Origin of the sequence: Spirosoma sp. KNUC1025 (assembly GCF_045160025.1) — a bacterium.
Classification (GTDB): Bacteria; Bacteroidota; Bacteroidia; order Cytophagales; family Spirosomataceae; genus Spirosoma.
In genome coordinates, this window is the sequence record NZ_CP087139.1 from 4,712,046 (window position 1) to 4,732,406 (window position 20,361).

Annotated in this window: 15 protein-coding genes and 2 pseudogenes; 7 read left to right on the forward strand and 10 right to left on the reverse strand. The window is 48.8% G+C overall.

Translation table 11 applies throughout. The features are described from left to right. Entirely contained in the window at positions 1-4,206 is a 4,206-nt protein-coding gene (locus LN737_RS20655) for a hybrid sensor histidine kinase/response regulator (protein WP_405511713.1), read from the forward strand. Between the two features lie 156 nt (positions 4,207-4,362). Here LN737_RS20655 and LN737_RS20660 read toward each other — a convergent pair. The 4 genes and pseudogenes from LN737_RS20660 to LN737_RS20675 form a co-directional block, all read right to left on the reverse strand. Beyond that, a pseudogene (locus LN737_RS20660) lies at positions 4,363-4,590 on the reverse strand (hydrogenase); the annotation flags it as partial. Between the two features lie 764 nt (positions 4,591-5,354). Further along, positions 5,355-5,753, reverse strand: a complete 399-nt coding sequence (locus tag LN737_RS20665; protein WP_405511714.1) for a YbhB/YbcL family Raf kinase inhibitor-like protein — start codon at positions 5,751-5,753, stop codon at positions 5,355-5,357. Beyond that, the gene (locus tag LN737_RS20670; protein WP_405511715.1) at positions 5,750-5,950 is read right to left on the reverse strand and encodes a hypothetical protein; all 201 of its coding nucleotides are present in this window, start codon (positions 5,948-5,950) and stop codon (positions 5,750-5,752) included. The genes LN737_RS20665 and LN737_RS20670 overlap by 4 nt, the downstream gene beginning before the upstream one ends. Before the next feature lie 90 nt (positions 5,951-6,040). After that, entirely contained in the window at positions 6,041-6,853 is an 813-nt protein-coding gene (locus tag LN737_RS20675) for an SMP-30/gluconolactonase/LRE family protein (protein WP_405511716.1), read from the reverse strand. An 839-nt stretch (positions 6,854-7,692) separates the two neighbouring features. Here LN737_RS20675 and LN737_RS20680 point away from each other — a divergent pair. Continuing rightward, entirely contained in the window at positions 7,693-9,444 is a 1,752-nt protein-coding gene (locus tag LN737_RS20680) for a hypothetical protein (RefSeq protein ID WP_405511717.1), read from the forward strand. 133 nt (positions 9,445-9,577) lie between these two features. Here LN737_RS20680 and LN737_RS20685 read toward each other — a convergent pair whose 3' ends face one another. Continuing rightward, the gene (locus tag LN737_RS20685) at positions 9,578-9,883 is read right to left on the reverse strand and encodes a hypothetical protein (protein WP_405511718.1); all 306 of its coding nucleotides are present in this window, start codon (positions 9,881-9,883) and stop codon (positions 9,578-9,580) included. A 342-nt stretch (positions 9,884-10,225) separates the two neighbouring features. On the opposite strand from LN737_RS20685, the gene LN737_RS20690 reads away from it, so the two are divergent. The 4 genes from LN737_RS20690 to LN737_RS20705 all read left to right on the forward strand — a co-directional run bounded on the left by LN737_RS20690 (position 10,226) and on the right by LN737_RS20705 (position 12,847). Next, positions 10,226-10,408, forward strand: a complete 183-nt coding sequence (locus tag LN737_RS20690) for a hypothetical protein (protein WP_405511719.1) — start codon at positions 10,226-10,228, stop codon at positions 10,406-10,408. Between the two features lie 692 nt (positions 10,409-11,100). Further along, the gene (locus tag LN737_RS20695; RefSeq protein ID WP_405511720.1) at positions 11,101-11,466 is read left to right on the forward strand and encodes a response regulator; all 366 of its coding nucleotides are present in this window, start codon (positions 11,101-11,103) and stop codon (positions 11,464-11,466) included. Positions 11,467-11,474: 8 nt separating this feature from the next. After that, positions 11,475-12,284, forward strand: coding sequence for a protein-glutamate O-methyltransferase CheR (locus LN737_RS20700; RefSeq protein ID WP_405520478.1), 810 nt, complete (start codon positions 11,475-11,477; stop codon positions 12,282-12,284). Then, on the forward strand, positions 12,266-12,847 hold the full coding sequence (locus tag LN737_RS20705) for a chemotaxis protein CheB (RefSeq protein WP_405511721.1): 582 nt from the start codon (positions 12,266-12,268) through the stop codon (positions 12,845-12,847). Before LN737_RS20700 ends, LN737_RS20705 begins: the two co-directional genes overlap by 19 nt. 45 nt (positions 12,848-12,892) lie before the next feature. On the opposite strand, the gene LN737_RS20710 is transcribed toward LN737_RS20705, so the two are convergent. The 3 genes from LN737_RS20710 to LN737_RS20720 form a co-directional block, all read right to left on the reverse strand. Further along, positions 12,893-13,336, reverse strand: a complete 444-nt coding sequence (locus LN737_RS20710) for a Rid family hydrolase (RefSeq protein ID WP_405511722.1) — start codon at positions 13,334-13,336, stop codon at positions 12,893-12,895. Positions 13,337-13,368: 32 nt separating this feature from the next. Next, the gene (locus LN737_RS20715; protein WP_405511723.1) at positions 13,369-15,801 is read right to left on the reverse strand and encodes a hypothetical protein; all 2,433 of its coding nucleotides are present in this window, start codon (positions 15,799-15,801) and stop codon (positions 13,369-13,371) included. Between the two features lie 370 nt (positions 15,802-16,171). After that, entirely contained in the window at positions 16,172-16,819 is a 648-nt protein-coding gene (locus LN737_RS20720; protein ID WP_405511724.1) for a deoxynucleoside kinase, read from the reverse strand. Between the two features lie 176 nt (positions 16,820-16,995). Between LN737_RS20720 and LN737_RS20725 the strand changes: the two are divergent. Continuing rightward, a pseudogene (locus LN737_RS20725) lies at positions 16,996-17,977 on the forward strand (rhodanese-related sulfurtransferase). Positions 17,978-18,054: 77 nt separating this feature from the next. On the opposite strand, the gene LN737_RS20730 reads toward LN737_RS20725, so the two are convergent. Both LN737_RS20730 and LN737_RS20735 read right to left on the reverse strand, forming a co-directional pair. Continuing rightward, on the reverse strand, positions 18,055-19,266 hold the full coding sequence (locus LN737_RS20730; protein WP_405511725.1) for a threonine synthase: 1,212 nt from the start codon (positions 19,264-19,266) through the stop codon (positions 18,055-18,057). Positions 19,267-19,329: 63 nt separating this feature from the next. Further along, a complete protein-coding gene (locus LN737_RS20735; RefSeq protein ID WP_405511726.1) occupies positions 19,330-20,235 on the reverse strand; it encodes a LysR substrate-binding domain-containing protein in 906 nt (301 codons plus the stop codon). Positions 20,236-20,361: the final 126 nt, after the last annotated feature.

Below are 20,361 nucleotides of genomic sequence, written 5' to 3' on the forward strand. Positions count from 1 at the left end.
ATGCTTATTCGGCTTATTTGCTTCCTGCTGGTTTGGCTGGGGAGCATCCTTTCGGTAACGGCACAGCAACAGAATATCCGGTTTGCTCATTTAACGACTAATCAGGGGCTCTCTCAAAATAACGTAACCTGTATTTTACAGGACAGACGCGGATTTATGTGGTTTGGTACGCAGGATGGCCTCAATAAATTCGACGGCTATACGTACACGATCTACCGGCATAACCCCAAAACCAGCTCTTCCCTGAGCCACAATTACATACATACGCTCTATGAAGACAAGCAGGGCCGATTATGGGTCGGGTCGGATGAAGGAGGATTGAGCCTGTATGAACCTGAAACCGACTCGTTTATCAATTATAACCATCAACCCGGTATAAAAAACAGTCTGAGCCATAACAAAGTAATGGCCATTGTGCAGGATGAGAAAGGGTACTTGTGGGTAGGAACGGATGGGGGCGGCTTGAATCGGTTTGATCCCGACCGAAAAACGTTTGCTCAGTTTATCCATCAGTCGGGCAATTCGGCCAGCTTAAGCCACAATAGCATTAGTTCGCTTTGTCTTGACCGAAAGGGAACACTCTGGATCGGAACGACTGGAGGGGGCTTAAACCAGCTGGACCGGTCAACGGGCAGGTTCCGACAGTACACGCACGAAACTACAAATACTCATTCGCTGAGTCATTCGAAGATTAACACCTGCTTTGTTGATGCTCAGGACCAACTCTGGATCGGAACGGAAGGCGGAGGGCTGAATCGATTCAATGCCGCAACGGCAACCTTTACTCATTATCAGCCGTCGGCAACGCACAACAAAGGCTTAACCCATGCCGATGTGGTTAGTATCACTGAGGATACAAAGCATAATCTGTGGATCGGCACCCGAAATGGGGGCATTAACGTGCTTCATCCAGACGGCTCCTTTTCGTATTACTCGTATCAGGAGTCCAACCGATATGGACTCAATAATGGGTCAATTTATAGCCTTTACCTCGATCGAACCGGAATATTATGGGTGGGAACCTACGCAGGGGGTGTTAATAAGCTGGACTTAGTATCGCCTAAATTCAAACTCTATCAACGCACACCCGACAACATCAACCTCTTATCGAATAACAACATACTGGCTATTCGTGAAGACCAACAGGGGAATTTGTGGCTGGGAACGGATGGGGGCGGCCTAAACGTACTGAAACAGGGAAAGCCTGTTTTTGCCGTGTATAACCATAGTTCTGCCCCCAAATCTGGGCCTGGTAGTGATTACGTGCTGGCCGTGTATGAAGATACCCGGCAACAAATATGGACTGGTAGCTTCAAGGGTGGGCTGAGTGTATTTGACAAGGCCACTAAATCCTTTCGGTCTATCCCTCGGTTCAACCAGCTAAGCGTGAGTACCATCCTGCAGACCCGCAATGGAATGATGTGGCTGGGCACCTTCGAAGATGGCCTGTTTCAGTACGATCCTGTTGGGGGCAATGTGATCCATTATCCGGCCAGGCCCGCCGAGCCGGGTGGGCTGAACTGTCCGACCGTCTTAACGCTTTGGGAAGATGCCACTGGCAATATCTGGATGGGTACGGAAGGCGGAGGGCTAAACGTCTTCCATCCTGACCGACAGACATTTACCCAGTACGTACACGACAGCCGGAAGCCCGGAAGCCTGAGCAGCAATCTGGTCAACATTCTGTACGAAAGTATGAATGGGCAGCTATGGGTCGGGACCAATGAGGGCTTGAATCAATTTAGTCCCTCCACCCAGACCTTTACGGCTTATCGGCAGCAGGATGGTCTGCCGAACGATGTTATTCAGGGAATTCTGGAAGATAATCGGGGGACGCTGTGGCTAAGTACCAACAAAGGTCTGTCTGCTTTTCATCCCAAAACAAAAACGGTCCGTAACTTCGACGTAACGGATGGTTTGCAGAACAGTTCATTCAACCGAAAAGCCTGCTACAAAAACAAAGCTGGGTATCTCTTTTTTGGCGGGGTAAGCGGCCTCAACAGCTTCCATCCGGATAGCCTGCGGAATAATCCGTTCATTCCTCCCGTTTACCTGACCGACTTGCAGCTATTCAACAAATCGGTTCGCGTCGGCGAGCCTCAGTCACCGCTACAAAAACCGATCGGGCTTACCCGCGACCTTACCTTATCCTATCAACAGTCGGTGCTTTCCTTCAGTTTTGCTGCTTTAAACTACAGGATATCGGCAAACAACTCCTATGCCTATAAGCTTGAGGGGTTTGATAAAGACTGGGTATCAGCAGGTTCCAAACGAACGGTAACCTACACCAATCTGGAGCCGGGCGATTATGTTTTTCGGGTTAAAGCCTCCAACAACGATGGAGTCTGGAACAACACCGGCGCCTTCGTCAGACTCCATGTGATTCCTCCCTTCTGGCAGACGTGGTGGTTCCGGATACTGGTCAGCGTACTTGTTCTGGGGAGCCTCTACACACTTTACCGACTACGGGTCAGTCAGATCAAACAGCAGAAACGGGCCTTACAAACACTGGTTGAACAACGGACGCTGGCGCTTACGGAACAGAAACTGGAGCTTGAAAAGCAGGCCATCGACCTGCAGCTGCTGAACGAACAGTTGGCCCAGCAATCGAGCCTTCATCAGCAGGCGCGGTTGGAGGCCGAACAGGCTAATAAGGCGAAAAGTGTGTTTTTGGCTACGATGAGCCACGAGATACGTACCCCAATGAACGGCGTTATTGGCATGACGGCCCTGATGGCCGACACCGACCTCAGCGCTGAACAGCGGGAATATACCGACACCATCCGCAGTTGCGGGGAGAGTTTGCTGGGCGTTATCAACGATATTCTGGATTTCTCCAAGATCGAATCAGGTCATATCGAGCTGGAGATTCAGCCCATCGATTTGCGGGATTGTATTGAAGACGTATTGGATATGTTTGCCAGCAAAGCCGCCCAGATCGGACTTGACTTAATCTATCAACTTGACTATCAGGTACCAACACATATCTTGGGGGATATTCTGCGACTGCGGCAAATTCTGATCAACCTAGTGGGGAATGCCATCAAATTTACGCATCAGGGCGAGATTGTCGTTCGGGTCAGCCTGGTCAATGAGTTTGCGGACCAAACCGTAGAGCTGGCTTTTGAAGTAGCCGACACGGGCATTGGCATTCCGGCTAATAAACTCGATCGGCTCTTCAAAGCCTTCTCGCAGGTAGACGCGTCCCACACCCGGCAGTACGGGGGAACTGGCCTTGGATTGGTCATTAGTCAGCGTTTAATCGAGTTAATGGGGGGAAGCATTCGGGTCCATAGTGAAGAAGGGAAAGGGACCTGCTTTCGGTTTACGCTGAAATGCCAGTTAATCCAGCAGGCCCGGCGTCAATACGTGTATGAACATGCCCCTGAGAACGAGGGTAAGTCCATCCTGCTGGTCGATGATAACCTAACGAATCGGCTCATTCTTAAAAGCCAGCTGGAGCAATGGCAATTGAAACCAACGCTGGCCAGTTCCGCGCAGGAGGCTTTAGCGCTCATTCAGCAGGGTTTATTCGTTGATTTAGTCATCACAGACCGCCAGATGCCGAACATGGATGGCATTGAACTGGCTAAACAGCTAAAAGTCCGACAGCCCCATCTGCCCATTATCCTGCTTAGCTCGATTGGCGATGAAAGCAAAAAAACACAGGCCGATTTATTTTCGGCTATCTTAACTAAACCAGTCCATCAGCAGCAATTGGCCCAACTCGTTCAGCAATTGCTCAAACGGCAGCGGCCGGCGGCTTCACCAGTAAGACCAAACGCCGAGTCGGTTTATTCACTGGAGTTTGCCCAGAAATACCCGTTCCGGATTCTGGTTGCCGAAGACAACTTGATTAATGTGAAGCTCCTGGTACGTATACTCAACAAGTTAGGCTATTCTCCCGCCGTTGCGCATACGGGTAAGGACGTACTGAACCTTATGCCACAAGGGTTCGATTTAATTTTTATGGATGTGCAGATGCCCGAGATGGATGGCCTGGACGCAACGCGTCTGATCCGTCAGCAGGCAATTCCGCAGCCCTGGATTATTGCGCTAACGGCGAATGCCATGCAAGAGGACAGAACCATTTGCCTGGCTGCGGGTATGGATGAGTACTTATCGAAGCCCCTCAATATCGATCAGCTGATGAAGGCCATTCAACAGGCCAACCTGGTAAGCTCTCCACAAAAAATATTTCTCTGAGAGTATATTGACAGAGAAGGCAGAACTCTTAACCCGGCCGAATCGCTGCCATTGCCAATACGTTAAATCCGGAAAACAACTGATACAGCACCATAAGAATACTCCCCAACTTAGCTGTGGGGTCAGTGGTCTTAAACGCTATTGAAAAAACTGCGCTTATCGGGCCGATGAACTGTGTGCTGCTTCACCTTTGGAATTGCCAGAGCCTGTATCTGGCAATTTCTCTGATGCTGTTTTTAGGATCGCTTTCACTTCTGCCATATTTACCACTGGAAGGAACTTGGCGAAGGCCAGAAAAAGGGTGAAGAATAATCCGAATGAAAAAACAAAATCGCTGATATCAAGCACCGTTGAATGGAAAACAGTCCAACTTGACGGCAGATACTAGTGGTGTCCGGCAACAGATGCACGAAACGGTTATTTTTAGCTGTAAACAACTTCTGAAATAGCATAAAAAATCCCGGTAGCCAAACGGAACCGGGATTTTAATTTCTGCAAAACTGCTGTAATAATTTAATAGGTTAGCTATGGGCCAACAGCTATCGGATACGTGTATATCTTATTTTATCAATACTATTTATAGATTATAACAGTATAAAACAAAAGCCAGGCTCAATTCGTCCAATTTTTTGTGAACCACTCACTTGTACATTTTCATTACCCCCTTGACTCTAAAACTCCGCAGATGTCACAACAAGAAAAGGGATCTTTATACTGACTGTATTTCTGCGGATTAATATAACCCGACTTGCCCGTTCTAAATAAATTTAGAAATATTCCAGGATGATATACTATATAATCTTTATAAACTATTGTAGATTAGTAAGTTATATCTATGATCGGGTTTATTCTTTTGTGACTTTTTGCGAAGCCACTGGTCAAGGGGTACGTGCCCATCAGTAAAGGGTACTAGTTAGTATGACAACAAACGTCCGGTCGGATTGAACCGGGCGTTTTTGTCAAAATACCGAATCGGCCGCTTCAGCAGGTGCCTCCAGTAGTCCACTAATTCCACATGAAAAACCTCCTTTCTGAGTTTTGAACATCTACGCGACGCCAAAACCAGAAAGGAGGTCTGTTTAACAGCCCCAACTATTCGGGGTAACTCAGGATTTATATACGCCTGAGGTTGACAGGCAACGTCTTTTTTATTGCGGCCGTTTGAATAAGCCAACATAAGCAGCCTTTCCCAAAATATGGCCTTCAATGGCTTTCAATACGTTTCGGCGCGTTTCCGGCCCCTCAGCCGTTGGCTTCACATCAAGTTTGGTATCTAGGGCGTATAGCTCAAATACGTAGTGATGCAGAGGGCCGCTGGCCGGAGCACCCGGGCCCCGATAGGCGGGTGCCAGAATATTCATCTGATAGCTGCCATCGGCCAGTTGAGCGCCCGCAGGCACCGCTTCGGGCAAGCCGGTAGCCGTAGCCGGAATATTCCAGACAATCCAGTGCAGCACATCATCTGTAGTTTTGTTCCGGGCCACATCGACATCGTGCATATGCAGTACAAAGCTCTGGGTACCATCCGGTGCGTTCGTCCAGTTCAATGCGGGCGAAGTACCTCCCCAGGCGCAACACCCGGAGCCGCCTGACTAAACTTGATGGGTATGATTCCTCCATCGGAGAAAGCAGCACAGGTTAACTGCATGGCAGGGGCAGCTGCAGGAGTCGAAGCAGATTGCTGAGCGGACGTAGCCGAAAGGATGGCATTCAGCAGCAAAACGGTGATTAGTAACCTTTTCATGTTGACGCTTATTCGTGCGAAAGTGGTTTTAGGCCGTACCCATTTTTTTGCCTTAGCTGAAACGGATTTAGAAAACACCGAGCTTATGGCTTAGTCAAGACGATAGGCCGCTACCGACTTAGCCATAAACGTAGGTATGTATAGGATACGTTGAGCCGGATCGTAGCCAATGTCAGCCGTATTTTTTTTCTGCGCACGGGTATCCAGTAAGGTTTCCATTTTACCATTTTTGTCCATATAATACACCACTCCGCCCCAGGTAGAGAGGATGAAATCTCCTTTTCCAACGGGTTCGATGCCATCTCCTCCCATCTCCATGTTGCCAACCACAGTCGGGTTTTTATCGGCTCCTACTTTATACACTTCCTTGGCCGTCAGGATATAAAGGTCGTCCCCAACCGATTTTAGGCCATTCACGCCCTTCAGATTACTCAGAAAGAGGCTTGCGGTTCCGTTTTTAATCTGATGGACATTGCCCATTTTGCTATCGGAAACATAGATTGTTCCCTTCCCATCCGTGGTGATGTCGTTCAGTCCGGTAGCGCCGTCTATGGGAATTTTAGACTCCACTTTTCCTGTTGCCAACGTAATCACGGCCACCTCCGAAACGTCCGCTACGTACAGTTTTCCGCCCCAGATACCCATACCCTTTGGCGCATTCAGCCCGCTTACCCAGCTCGGATTTAAAATCTTACCGTTCTTGTCCAGCTTGGCAATCTCACCCCGCCCGTCGGTTTCCCAGGGTGATCCATCGATCAACGATACGTAGAGCACATCTTTGTCGGGCAATACCGATTCAGGGATAGCCAGCGTCGAATCACTCTCCCAGATTTTCTTGAGTTGATGTTGAGCCTGGCTATTGATCCCAACAAGCAGGCAACATAAAAAAAGTAACGATTTCATAAGGATTCGCGATTTAGTTTTCAGATAGTAATTAAGGATGGTGAAAGCGACGAGTTGGCCTTTTCTTCTGCGGCTGTATTTGTACCGATATGATCCAGCTCAAGCCCGGCAATGGAGAAAGGATCACATCCCCTACTTATAACCATTCTGCGGTCCGTATTTTAGCCTGTTGATTTTCCAAGGGGCTAAACGGGTTTTACGGATAGACCAGCGCAGCGGGGTCATGCAGCAAAAATCCATTCCAACAGCCTGGGCCGCTACAGGAAATGGAACATTTTCACTAAAAAGCCAACGTTAAACGTTTGTTAACGCAGATGTCAATACGCCGTGAATTGGCGCAGCTTCTCTTTCAGGACATTGAGCTTTCACGCTTGAGCGTCTGATGGCTGCTCTCGACCAGATCAATCGCTTGCCGAACCCTTCGGACAACCCACGTATCCTGCTCCTGAAAAGAGAAGAAAAGGGCACACAACCGAAGGTCGATCCGGATAAAACCTGAGCGATTGAGCCGCAAAACGAATATGATCCCCCAAACCAGGAACAATCCGAGTGGGTTTTGAGGTAGAGATTCCTGCCTCAGTTCCAACTGCACTTGCGGTATTTCGGATTCCGGAATCGGCTTCACACAAGGAGATCATAGCCATTTAGCCTCTGCAAAGCTGGCCGAATTGATGTGAGTAATCGAGCAAAGGTCAGCTGCAACGATCGGGCTGGTAAACGGGTCGATTTCCGATTTTCAACCGTTTACTAAAATGGTTTAGCCCATTCCGGATTCATTCTTTATAAACGGTACCTTAACGCCCAATAATAACCACCCAACGTATCGTAACCCATTCTTTATGAAAGCCTTAGCAATAACCCTACAGTTGGTCGTTTTCGTATCGATGGCCTGCGAAAACAAATCCCGGCGATCCGAAACTACGGCCACCGATACGTTGCAGGCCACGACAAATACGGCAAACGAGAGGGTACCTGTCTGCGGAGCACCCACAACCGATAAAGCCTGGTATGCTTCTTCACAGAAAGCGCCCCTGCTAAATGGTCTGGAAGGTATACATTACCCGATCACGACAAATCGTGGTGAAGCCCAGCGCTATTTTGACCAGGGATTGATGCTGGCCTACGGCTTCAACCATGCTGAAGCCGCCCGCTCTTTTTATGAGGCCACCCGGCTCGACTCTTCCTGTGCGCTATGTTACTGGGGCTACAGCTACGTACTGGGTCCAAATTATAATGCTGGAATGGAAGACGATAACTACGTCCGCGCTTATAAAGCCATTCAGAAAGCCCAGCGGCTGGCCGAAAAAGCTACTCCCAAGGAGCGGGTACTCATTCAGGCGCTCGCAAAACGATACCCGGCCAAACCCGTAACAGACCGTAAGCCGTATGATGTAGCCTATGCCAAAGCGATGAAACAGGTCGCCCGGCAATTTCCCAATGATGCTGATATTGGCGCGCTTTATGCTGAGTCCCTTATGGACCTTCACCCCTGGGACCTGTGGCAGAAAGATGGAAACCCCCAGCCCTGGACAGCAGGAATTGTATCCACTCTGGAGCGTATGCTTAAACAATCGCCGAAGCATATGGGTGTACACCATTTTTATATCCATGCCGTAGAGGCTTCCCGCCATCCGGAGCGGGGTATAGCCAGTGCCCGGTTCCTGGAAAAAAGGGTACCCGGCGCGGGGCATTTGGAACACATGCCTTCGCATATTTATATCCGCACGGGCAACTACCACGAGGGCACCGTAGCCAACCAGCGGGCTGTCAGCGCTGACCAGAACTATCTGAAATCGATCCATGCGCAGGGCGCGTACCCACTTTCCTACTACCCGCACAACAACCATTTTATTGTGGCTACTGCCACGCTGGAAGGCAATCAGTCAGTAGCGATCGCTGCGGCTCAACAAATGGCCAGAGAAACGGACCGAAAGGTGATGAAAGAGCCGGGCTGGAGTACACTGCAGCACTACTATACGCAACCATACTACGTAGCGATTAAGTTTGGTCAGTGGAATGCCATCCTCCGGATGAAGGATGAGGACTCCTCTCTTACGTATCCGCGCGCCGTCCGCCACTTCGCCCGTGGTATGGCTTATCTGGGTAAAAATGACCTAAAAAACAGCAGAGGAGAACTTACTCAATTAGTCAAACTGGCCAGCAACCCTTCGCTTAAGACAGCAACGGTCTGGACTATCAACTCAATGTACAACCTTGTCCAGATAGCTCGCCGTGTGCTGGCAGGAGAAATAGCGGCTAAAGAGAAGAATTATAATCGAAGTGTTGCGCTACTTCAGGAGGCTGTATTACTGGAAGATAAACTAAACTACAATGAACCCCCAGACTGGTTATTTCCGGTACGTCATCACCTTGGGGCGGTGTTGCTGGAAGCCAGACGCTGGCAGGAGGCCACGCTTGTTTTCAAGGAAGATCTACGCATTTTGCCACGTAATGGCTGGGCCTTGTATGGACTCTATAAAGCGCGCCAGGGACAGGGGGATTCAGTTGGTGCGAACCTGGCCAAATCCCAGTTTGACCAAGCCTGGAGATGGGCGGATACCAAACTTGTTTCTTCCCGGTTTATGTATTAATTGAGCATTTATCACCATTTTTCTCCCGTTACTACACCGCAACCAACGGCTCTCCAACACAAAAATAGCCCCGGTTTGGGGCTATGAATTAAGCAAGTATGATTCCACTTAAACTTCTTTCTTTTTATGAGCACTACGCATGACCGACACCATGACCACTTAGCGCATTGTATAAGCCGCCACCGACCAGGCCATTGCCTACATGCCCACCGGCAATAATTCCATTGCCAAAGATACTGCTGTCTCCACCAGTAAGATTATAACTTTTAATAAGTCCCTTTCCGAGAAAACCACCGGTCAGCCCGTTACCTACATGGCTACCACCTTCCTGAGATTTCGCTTTCTTCCCTTTGCTGCTGAAATATTTGTAGATACCAAAACCAGCAACTAAGGATGCGCCTAATGCAATGCCTAATACCGTGGTTAGCTTCTTATTCATAGCTGTTTAATGTAGTAATGAAATGAGGTTGTTTGCTGAAATAACACCCGTCAGACCAAATAGTTTTCTAAGGGACAGCCCGGATTTGATAGCAACGTAATAAAAATAGGCAGGCAACTGAAGCAGTTCACACGAACGTGTCAACCTCTTTCAGTTGCCTGTGGATTAGATGCAAAAAGTTACGGTAGGTATATCAATAAAGAAGTTACGGCAGGTTTTTTAGACTCATCAAGAGTACTTCGTCTGACATCTGTGAATTCAATGATTAAATCTAACAGCCATAGTACCCAAGCGCCTTCATTTTTCGATGAATTGTTGGATTTACCCGTTTTTTGGTCGAAAATGACGGGAAATTGGTTGCAACGTTCCGGCTGCGCAGATCGGCGGGATGAAGAAATTTCGGTTACCGTAGCCTACAGACGAGAACCAGATGCCAATGATTTGCTTATCTTGGTGAATAAAACGGCCTTTCGATCATGGAACCTGAAGAGCAACACAAACACCAGCCTGAATCAGGATGGCTGAGCCGATTTTTCAGGCGATTCTCTACCCTGCATTTTAGCCTGGACAGTGAGCAGTGGGCAATAACAAGGTCAAATCCTTACAGGTATTTCCCCTGGGGAAACCGAATTATCAAACGGCGCCCCAAAATAAACACCCTGTCCGACTGATTATCAATACGTTATTCTCAAATTCACCGTTCTTCGGTTCTTCGTTCCCCTTCTTAAGCACGGGTTTATCTAAACCAGTAGTAATTCAGCGCCAATTCGTTATTCAGCCATTCTGGAACAGGCCCTTACGCTACGTTGATTCTGGAGAAATTACATCCCTTCTGCCTGCCGACGGTGCAGAAAAATAGCCATTAGCTCTACCCACGGCGAATAAGTTAGCCCGTTTCATCGTATAAGTTTCCGTTTCGGATTTTCAAAAGAAACGAAACAAGGCTTACTTTGCGGAATGAGTGGCAAAGGCATTTTTTTCATGAGAAGCTTGGTTTTAACTGCCCGTAACTGCCATCGTTTTCCAGTACCCCCTGATTTTAATAGTGCCGGAAGAGGCAGAATAGGATCGTGTTTGATGCACAGCTTTTTCGACACTTCGCCTACTAGAGACGGTTGACTCAATCAAGCAAAACCCAAGTCTGATGGTGGCTTTCTGTGGCCCAATCCTACTTTTTTTTTAAACCAATCGCCAAACCTGCAATTCCTCACAACACCATGCAAAAGAAACGAGTGTTGATTATTGATGACGATTCAAGGAACATTTTTGCCCTGAAAGCGACACTTCAGAGTAAAGGGTTCGCTTGTTTGTCCTGTCTGAATGCGCAGGAAGCCCTGAACCTGCTGAAAACAGACGAAGAGATCGACGCGATTCTGATCGACATGATGATGCCCGATATGGATGGCTACGAGGCCATTCCACGTATCAAAAATTTAGACAACCGAAAAGACACGCCTGTTTTTTCCGTTACGGCCCAGGCAATGGTTGGCGACCGCGAAAAATGCCTGCGGGCGGGGGCCACTGAGTATATCGCTAAGCCAATTGATGTTGATCGGCTGCTACAGTTATTATCACGGATTTAATGGGTGTTATGATTGAGGAGCGCGAACTTGACCTTTTATTAAACGACTTGCTGGAGATTTACGGGTACGACTTTACCCATTACGCCCGGGCATCACTGAAACGACGTATCAACCGGCTCTGGTCGCTGGATAAATTTCCGAGCTTTGCCGAATTACGCTATCGGGTTAAATCTGAGCCAACCTATCTGAAACGCTTTGTTGAGGAACTGACCGTGAACGTAACGGAGATGTTCCGTGATCCTCAGTTTTATAAAACGCTGCGAACGGACGTACTGAGTACGCTGACGGCCAAACCCTTTATCCGCATCTGGCACGCGGGCTGCTCCACCGGCGAGGAGGTATTTTCAATGGCGATCCTGCTCAAAGAAGCTAATCTACTGCATAAGTCTCTGCTGTACGCAACGGATCTGAACCCCGAAGTGCTGGAAGTGGCCCGTAAAGGAATTTTCGCGCTGACTCCCATGAAGCAGTATTCCGAAAATTATATTCTCTCCGGGGGGCTGCGCGATTTTTCGGGCTATTACACAGCTCAGTACGGATACGTAAAATTCAACGAAGAGCTGGCCGAGAAAATGGTGTTCTCGACGCATAATCTGGTATCGGATCGCTCTTTCAATGAATTCGACCTGATCTTGTGCCGTAACGTACTGATTTACTTCGACAAAGCACTTCAGGAACGGGTGCTGACGCTGTTTGACGAAAGCCTGGGACCGCTCAGCTACCTGGCTCTGGGCGCCAAGGAGACCTTGAAATTTTCGACCATTCAGCCTAAATTTAAACAGCTCGAAGGAGAAAAGATATGGCGGAAGATCGCTTAAATAAGCCCATCAACGTTGTATTGATTGGCGGCTCCACCGGTAGCATCGACGTACTGATGAAGCTACTGCCGACGTTGCAGGCGCCTTTATCGTTTGCCCTGATCATTGTTTTACACCGGAAAAACACAACCGATTCGTCACTGGCCGACCTGTTTTCTATAAAAACTACTATTTCTCTCCGGGAAATTGACGATAAAGACGCTGTTGTAAAGGGCAATATATACCTCGCGCCAGCCGATTACCACGTATTGATTGAGCAGGATGGCACTTTTTCGCTGGACGATTCCGAAAAAGTAAACTACAGCCGCCCGTCTATCGACGTAACGTTCGAATCGGCGGCCGATGTGTATGGCCCTACTCTGACTGGCATTCTGCTGTCGGGCGCCAATTCAGACGGCACCAATGGCCTGAAAGCCATTAAAAAAGCGGGGGGTACCACAATCGTTCAGCGACCCGATACAGCGCTGGTTGGCTTTATGCCGCAGCAGGCAATTTCAAATGCACCGATCGATTTCATCCTTGATATACAGGAGATTATTGGTTTTATTAAGGCTTTACGGTAAGTGACCCGACCCCGGTTGAGACTGTTTTCTCCGCTGTATCGCTTACTATTTCGCGGCAATGACTTCGATTTCAATTAACACCTCGTCGCGCACAATTTTAGGGACACTTTTCACATCGATGATCTGGGGAGGTACTGTAAAATACATTGTGCCGACATTGTTCAACAGGTGTACGGTATCGGCTCCCACCTCAACAGATGTGCCTTTAACCAAGTACTTTATCTGGATTATATCCTGAAGTGTCATACTAACCGTTGATAAGGACGATTTAATATTTTCAAACACCTGTTTTGTCTGACCAGCCAGGTCGCCGGAAGCAATCAGGTTCCCCTTCGTATCGAAAGGCCGCTCTCCGCACACATATGTTTTTTTACCCGGAACACCCTGATCGACTGGATATAAGTACCCAGATGGTACGTCTGGTATATCCTGCGCCTTGCTACAGGAAGTTAAAAGTACCCAACTCAGGATTATAAGTGCCTTTCTCATAGTATACGTCCTTATCAATCGCTAACAAAACTTTACAGTATCGCTCTCAGGTCAAAACTGGCCCGGTCATCTTCTCCATTCAAATAGCCATTGCCCGGCGTAGAATCGGCGTCAATCTGATCACAGGCATCGATTTGTGCCTGACTAATAAGTGCACCTGGGGCCGTCACCCGGGCAGTGAACTCCAGATTGATGACCTGGCCAGTCTGAATCTGAGCGATTACGGCGTTCACCAGACTGCCGTTTCCAAGCATTGCCGACGAGTTATTAAACTGCAAACCTGAAGGCAGTATAGTTGTAATCCCTACATTCGTTGCGGTTAATGCCCCTCCGTTGGTAACGGTCAACGTAAACGATACGATACTTCCTACTTTCACAACCCGCTTATTGGATTGAATGCGTAAGCTAAGGTCAACCTTATCTGCCTCCGGCAACGGCTGATTCGAAATAATCTCAGGCAATGGCTTTTGAAGCGGATTGGGCGATTGAAACAAGGCGCTGGAAGATGTCAATGTTCTCAGATCTGTCCGAGCCTCATCCGCTTCCCCATTTCCGGTTCCGTTCCCCGGCGTTCCCCTTAGCAGCGGATTCGCCGTGGTGACTAACTCAGCGGCACTGATATACATGCCGTCGGCGGTGAGACGGGCTACATAATTCGACGTTACAGATTGGTGAGCCAGAATCTGGGGAATCTGGCCAGAAATCAACGTATTACCATTATCGTCCGCATTCAACACGCTTAACTCGCCACTAGTTGATTCGATTGTTACGTTTGGTGGTAAACGATTCTCAAGAGTGATCATTCTGGCATCACACCCACTGTTGTTTTTCACAATAAGTCTGTAACTCACCGTATCGTTTAGCGCAGCTACCCGACGGCTGGCCTGAATGAACAAACTCAAATCTACAGTTGCCAGGCCAATCGTTTGACTAACAGGAGCAGACAGGCAGCCATAAACCGCGTTTTTGGCCTCAACGCTATAGATACCAGGCTCCATTGCAAGAATGGCTGGAGCATTGCCGCCCGTATTCCAGGTATTCGGTCCGGCATACGAAGAAATAAGGGTAAGACCGCCGTTCTGGCATATACTCAGTGTGCCGCTGAGACTGCTAATGGTCGGTGGATCGGGCTGGACCGACGCCGGAACTACAATAGCTGGTGGAAACAAAACTTTATTTTGTGCATCCTTGATTCTAGCAGAATACGTACCGGCTCCCACAGTTACATAAGTTGCGGTGCTCCCTGTATTCCAAATTGGTTGCATGCCTTCTGGCTGACTAAGCATGAGTTGATTGTTACCAGCGCAGATAATGCTGGCCAAAGGCTGCTCCTGAGCCTGATAGGGCGTAATGCTTGACAAATAGGCATCGGTAATGGCATTGGCCCATAATCCCCCCGCTTTCACCTGACCCGTCGGCGAAAAGTGGATACCATCCGGCCGATCTCTATCGGTGTCCAGATCAGGTCCCAGATACGTGTAAGGCGTCGAACTGATCACGTTGGTCTGCGCCGAACGCACGTTCTGAAATTGCCCACCAACGTACGATGATAGCGCGATAATGTGCGCCAGGTTCGGTTTGTTAAACTCGGTCCGTATTTTCTCAATGACCTTTCGGTAATATTTATAGGTTGAGTCGGTTGGATTGTCGCGATCATTTTCTCCGTGTTGAACCAGTACTGCCCGCAATCCGGTAGTCGGAACGTAAAGGTTCATCAGATTCCGTATATTGGCAAAAGGCATTCGTATAGTATACCGGACAAAGGAATGCTGAAAGGGTATGTCGTAGGCGGCCCAATAGGTCTGCTGCATGTTTGTACCGCCAAAACCGGCATTATACAGCAGCACTGGTACGTTGATTCGAGCCACTAGCACATCCCCCATGTGCCCCCACAACCAGGGTACTTTAGCAAATGGCGCCATACCGCTGGTTGTTGTCAACTGGCTGAATACCAGACCAGGCAAATACCTCGTATCACCCGTTGTCAAATACGGCTGAAACGTAGCACTGCTCTGGTCGACTGCAACAACATTAACCCTATCGTCACTGGCGCCCGAAATGGTAGTACATTGATCCGTACCGTTGATGGTACAGGCAGACCCCTGCGCGTTGGAATGGCCCATAATGGCAAACACTTCGCCAACCCCAAAACGGTCCAGTTCGTCGGTCGCTATGATAACACCACCGCTTCGCCCGCGCACCTGAATGGTATACCAGCCTCCGTTTACAATCAGAGTACCCTTAAATTGTCCATTTGTGGGGTTGTTCTGTATGGTGGTCCAGTTCGTTGTCGTACCCTGTCCGGCTACGCGGGCAACGACACGCGCTTCAACAGAATCCAGGGCCAGACTATAGCTCCCGGCAATTTGTACAGTAGCCTGGTTGCTATTGTTACGCTGAATAACCATACGACTGACAGGAAACGTAATTTTAAGCTGAGCGCTGGCAGACCTTGCGTATATCAAAGTGGTTATAAGTGCAATAGCAAGCCTTATAGAAGTGGAGTTCCAGGCGTAAAAATGGGCAATGTACCCATACAACGAGTGTACACGCTGGGTAAAACGTCGGTACATAAAACGATCTGGTGCGGAAAGCTTAGAACAGGTTATCCTTACTGATGATGTGAAACGCCAGCGTTTACGGGTTTAATCCGACAGTATAGAGCCACAATCAGGACTAGTTTAAAGTACCGATAAAGCCCGGCGTTTACACCAAAATCTCGGGTAAATATATCCTGTTTCTTAGCAGAAATCAAATTGAAGAGCTGGCCTTTATTAATAGGTAACAATCTGTCTTACAACAATATAACTATAATATCAACGATCTGCCTTTTAATCAATTTCCCACAACCATCAATTGCTGGTTTACCTGTCGCACCACCTCCTCAAAATCGTCGGCCCGGTTGGCATAATCCAGTTTATTCACATCCAGAATTAGTAACGGTCCCAGTTGATACGTTGTCACAAAATCTTCATAAAGACGGTTCAGGCTGTTCAGATAGTCGTCGCTGATTGACTGTTCGAACAATCGTCCCCGCTTCCGAATCTGCCCGCGGAGTTTTGCCAGATCGGCCCGTAGGTAAATCATCAGATCGGGTGGCCGAACCAGGCTCATCATGTTGGTAAATAGATTCTGATAGGTCAGATAATCGCGCTCCGCCATGTCGCCACTCTGATACAGGTTGCGCGCAAAGATGGCGGCATCTTCGTAGATCGTCCGGTCCTGAACCATAGTCTGCACCTGGCCGGTTTTTTCCCGATTCACCTGCTGACTCTCCACGATACGTTTCATCTGAGCGAACCGGCTATTCAGAAAATAAATTTGCAGATTGAACGACCAGCGCGGCATATCGTCGTAGAAATCAGCCAGATAGGGATTTCCTTCAACAGCTTCATAGAGTACTTCCCAACCGTAATGAGCGGCCAGCAGTTCGGCCAGGGTAGTCTTACCGGCTCCAATATTTCCCGTAATCGCGATATGCATAATGAATAAGGAAGAGACGAAACGGAGAAGGAAGACCCGAGAAAATACGTACGTGCGTTACCTCCTTTTCTGCATTATAACGAACTTTAATGAAATGGGTTTAATTTTGTAAGTACAAACGAGCATAGGCCATCAGCCAGCTTTCTTTTGCTCTATAACTCGTTTACTCTTTACCGATGAAGCCATACCGCGTTCTTTTATACTACATATATTCCCCCATCGAGGACCCGGAGCAGTACCGCGAAGAGCACCATCTGCTCTGCCTTCGCCTGAATCTGCTCTGGACGTATTATTGTTGCCCCAGAAGGTCTGAACGGTACCGTTTCGGGTCTGACTGCCGACTGCGAAGCTTATATGGACGCACTCCGCACCGATCCCCGTTTTGCTGGTATCGAGTTTAAGGTCGACGAATCCGATGGGCATACGTTCCAGAAACTGCACGTGCGGGTGAAACCTGAAATCGTGCATTCCGACCTGCCGGTTGATCCGCTCCGGCAAACGGGTATTCATCTTGAACCCGACGAATTTCGGCAACTCAAAAACGACCCTGATGTTGTGCTGGTAGACATGCGTTCCAATTATGAGCATGAAGTGGGCCGGTTCAAAGGAGCCATTACGTTCGATATGGAAAACCTGCGTGAGCTGCCCGAACACATTGCCGAAATTGAACACCTGAAAGGATCTGGCAAGAAAATCATTACGTATTGCACGGGCGGCATCAAGTGCGAAAAAGCGTCTGCCTACCTCCTTTCGCAAGGCTTCGATAATGTGTATCAACTCCACGGCGGTATAATTAAATACGGTATAGAAGCCGGCGGGGAAGACTTCGACGGCGAATGCTACGTATTCGACAACCGAGTAACCGTACCTGTCAACCACGTCAATCCAGCCGTCATATCGACCTGTTATCGGTGCGGCACCCCGACCAGCCGCATGATCAACTGCGCCAGCCCGGTTTGCAACAATCACATTACCCTTTGTGAAACCTGCGGTGACGAACACGGTGGCACCTGCACCGACGATTGCAAGCAGGACCCAAACCTACGCATTTACGACGGAACCGGCTATTACGGCAAACAAACGCTGAGTTATTCGCCAAGTCAGGGTTTTAAAAGCCGTAAAGGTCAGGTAATCACCGTAAATCTCCAGGCTGAATAATTTCGTGGCTCGTTGTAAACCATCCGTTTTTCCCGGAAAGGTTTAAACGGATGGTTTACAACGAGCCGATTGATCAGTCAGAGCGTTGGCGATTGGTGCCATTTCCCTTTTATATTATCCAGGTACTTCTGTCCAGAGCCTGTGTTCAACAGCAATACGTGTTCGTCGGGCTGAAGCCAGCCCTGTTGCACGAGTTGTTTGGTAGCGGCCCAAACAGCCCCACCTTCCGGAGCGGCAAAAATCCCTTCGTGTCGACACAGTTCGCTCACACCAGCCAGCATATCCTCTTCAGAAATGGCGATGGCCGTACCGTTTGATTCCCGCAATACGTTCATTATCAATGGTTCGCCTACGGGTCTCGGAACGGCGAGTCCATTGGCCAGCGTGGGTTTTCCAACGTACTGTTTGCTGTTCACTTGTTTGCCCTGATACGTATCTACGATGGGCGAACATTGCTCGGCCTGTACAGCTACCATGCGCGGAAGCCGCTGATGTTTGGGTAACCAGCCCAACACTTTCATTTCGTGCAGCGCTTTCCAGATACCAATTAGTCCCGTTCCGCCACCCGTTGGATACACAATCACATCGGGCAGTTGCCAGCCCAGCTGCTCCGCAATTTCAAAACCCATCGTTTTTTTTCCCTCCAGCCGATACGGTTCCTTCAGCGTCGATACGTCGAAATATGTCCCCTGCTGATTCATTTCCTGCACTTTAACGGCACAGTCGTTGATCAACCCATCGACCAGAATCAGGCGAGCGTTGTAGCCGATGCATTCTTCCTTAAACGCTTCCGGTGTATGACGCGGCATCACCACCACCGCTTCCAGCCCAGCCCGGGCACAGTAGGCTGCCATCGCCACCCCGGCATTTCCCGCGGTTGGAATAATGCAGGCCCGCTCACCGTTTTCTCTGGCTTTCGATATAGCCATGCTCAACCCTCTGGCCTTAAAGGAACCCGTAGGATTCAGCCCTTCGTCTTTCAGGCTCAGCTGGTGCAGACCGTACTGGCCGCCCAACCGTTTAAGCGATACTATTGGGGTAAATCCTTCACCCAGACTAACCTGATTTTCGGGCTGGATAACGGGCAATAAAGCTTCGTAGCGCCACATTGATTTTGGCTGTGTCAACAGGTCGGATTTCAGAAAGCTGCCTTCCTCAATGACGTACCGACAAAGTAGCGGAGCCTGACAGCAAATCGATAGCGTCTGGCGAACAAACGGATCATGGGCCGAGCCACATTGCGAACAATGCAGATCGCCTAACAGGGATGAAGTGATGGCTATGTTCATGGTTGTATTTTTCCGAAAAGTCCCGGTTCGCAACACACGAAGCAAATGCCATTTTGGTATGAGTTATTCCCGTTTGGAATAATACTGTTTCGTAAACTGAATGAATGCACTGATGAGCCGGTTGTTTTCGGTGCCTTTCCGCTGGATAAAATAAAAGTTTCGCTGAAGGGTCAGCTCACGAATAGGCACTTCAACCAACTCACCATTTGCGAGTTCTTTCAGGATGGAGCGCTTCGGTAAAAAGGCCAGACAGGTATCGGCGAGTACGAAATTTTTCAGCGCTTCAGTACCGCCCAAACGAATCAGGATACGTAGCGAAGACAGGGCGATTCCTTTTTTATGTAACTCATTTTCAACTACGGCCAGCGTTCCCGAGCCATTTTCTCGCAGGGCCAGAGGAATAGCAGGCAGATCCGCAATCGTTATGGTTCGGTTACGTAACGGACTTTTTGCCGAACAGACAGCCAGTACGTCGTCGGCCATAAACGGCGTATAGGCCAGCGTATTGATCCTCGAAAACCCTTCCACAATACCCACGTCGATATCGTGGGTCAGTAGGGCGTTCTGGATGTTGTTTGAGTTTCGGTTTAGTACGCTGATCTGAATATGTGGATACCGCTGCAAATAAGCCGAAAGCACCGGGGGCAATACGTATAAGCTAATGGTTGTACTGGCGCCAAGGGCCAGATGGGTGGGTGGAAGAAAATCCTCATTGATCTGCTGAAGCTCCTGGTGCAGTTCGTCCTGCAACTGCCCGGCTTCCAGTAGCTTATTATACAGCGTATGCCCGGCCGGGGTTAAACTGATACTGGTCCCGTGCCGTTCAAACAGCCCTGTTTTGTAAAAATATTCAAGCGATTTTATGTGTTTGCTGATCGCCGACTGGCTAAGAAACAACGTTTGACTGGCTTTGGTAAAGCTCAGCAAACGAGCCACTTCCATAAAGATCAGATGCCGGGAAGAAAGCATACAGGGCTACGGGTTATGAGCAGCGAATTACGGACTATTCACGGCATTCAACGTCATAATCGACATTTTTAACGTAGCATTCGCTAAAATTTTCGGCCTTACCTTCGGGTTGATTTATGTAGTATT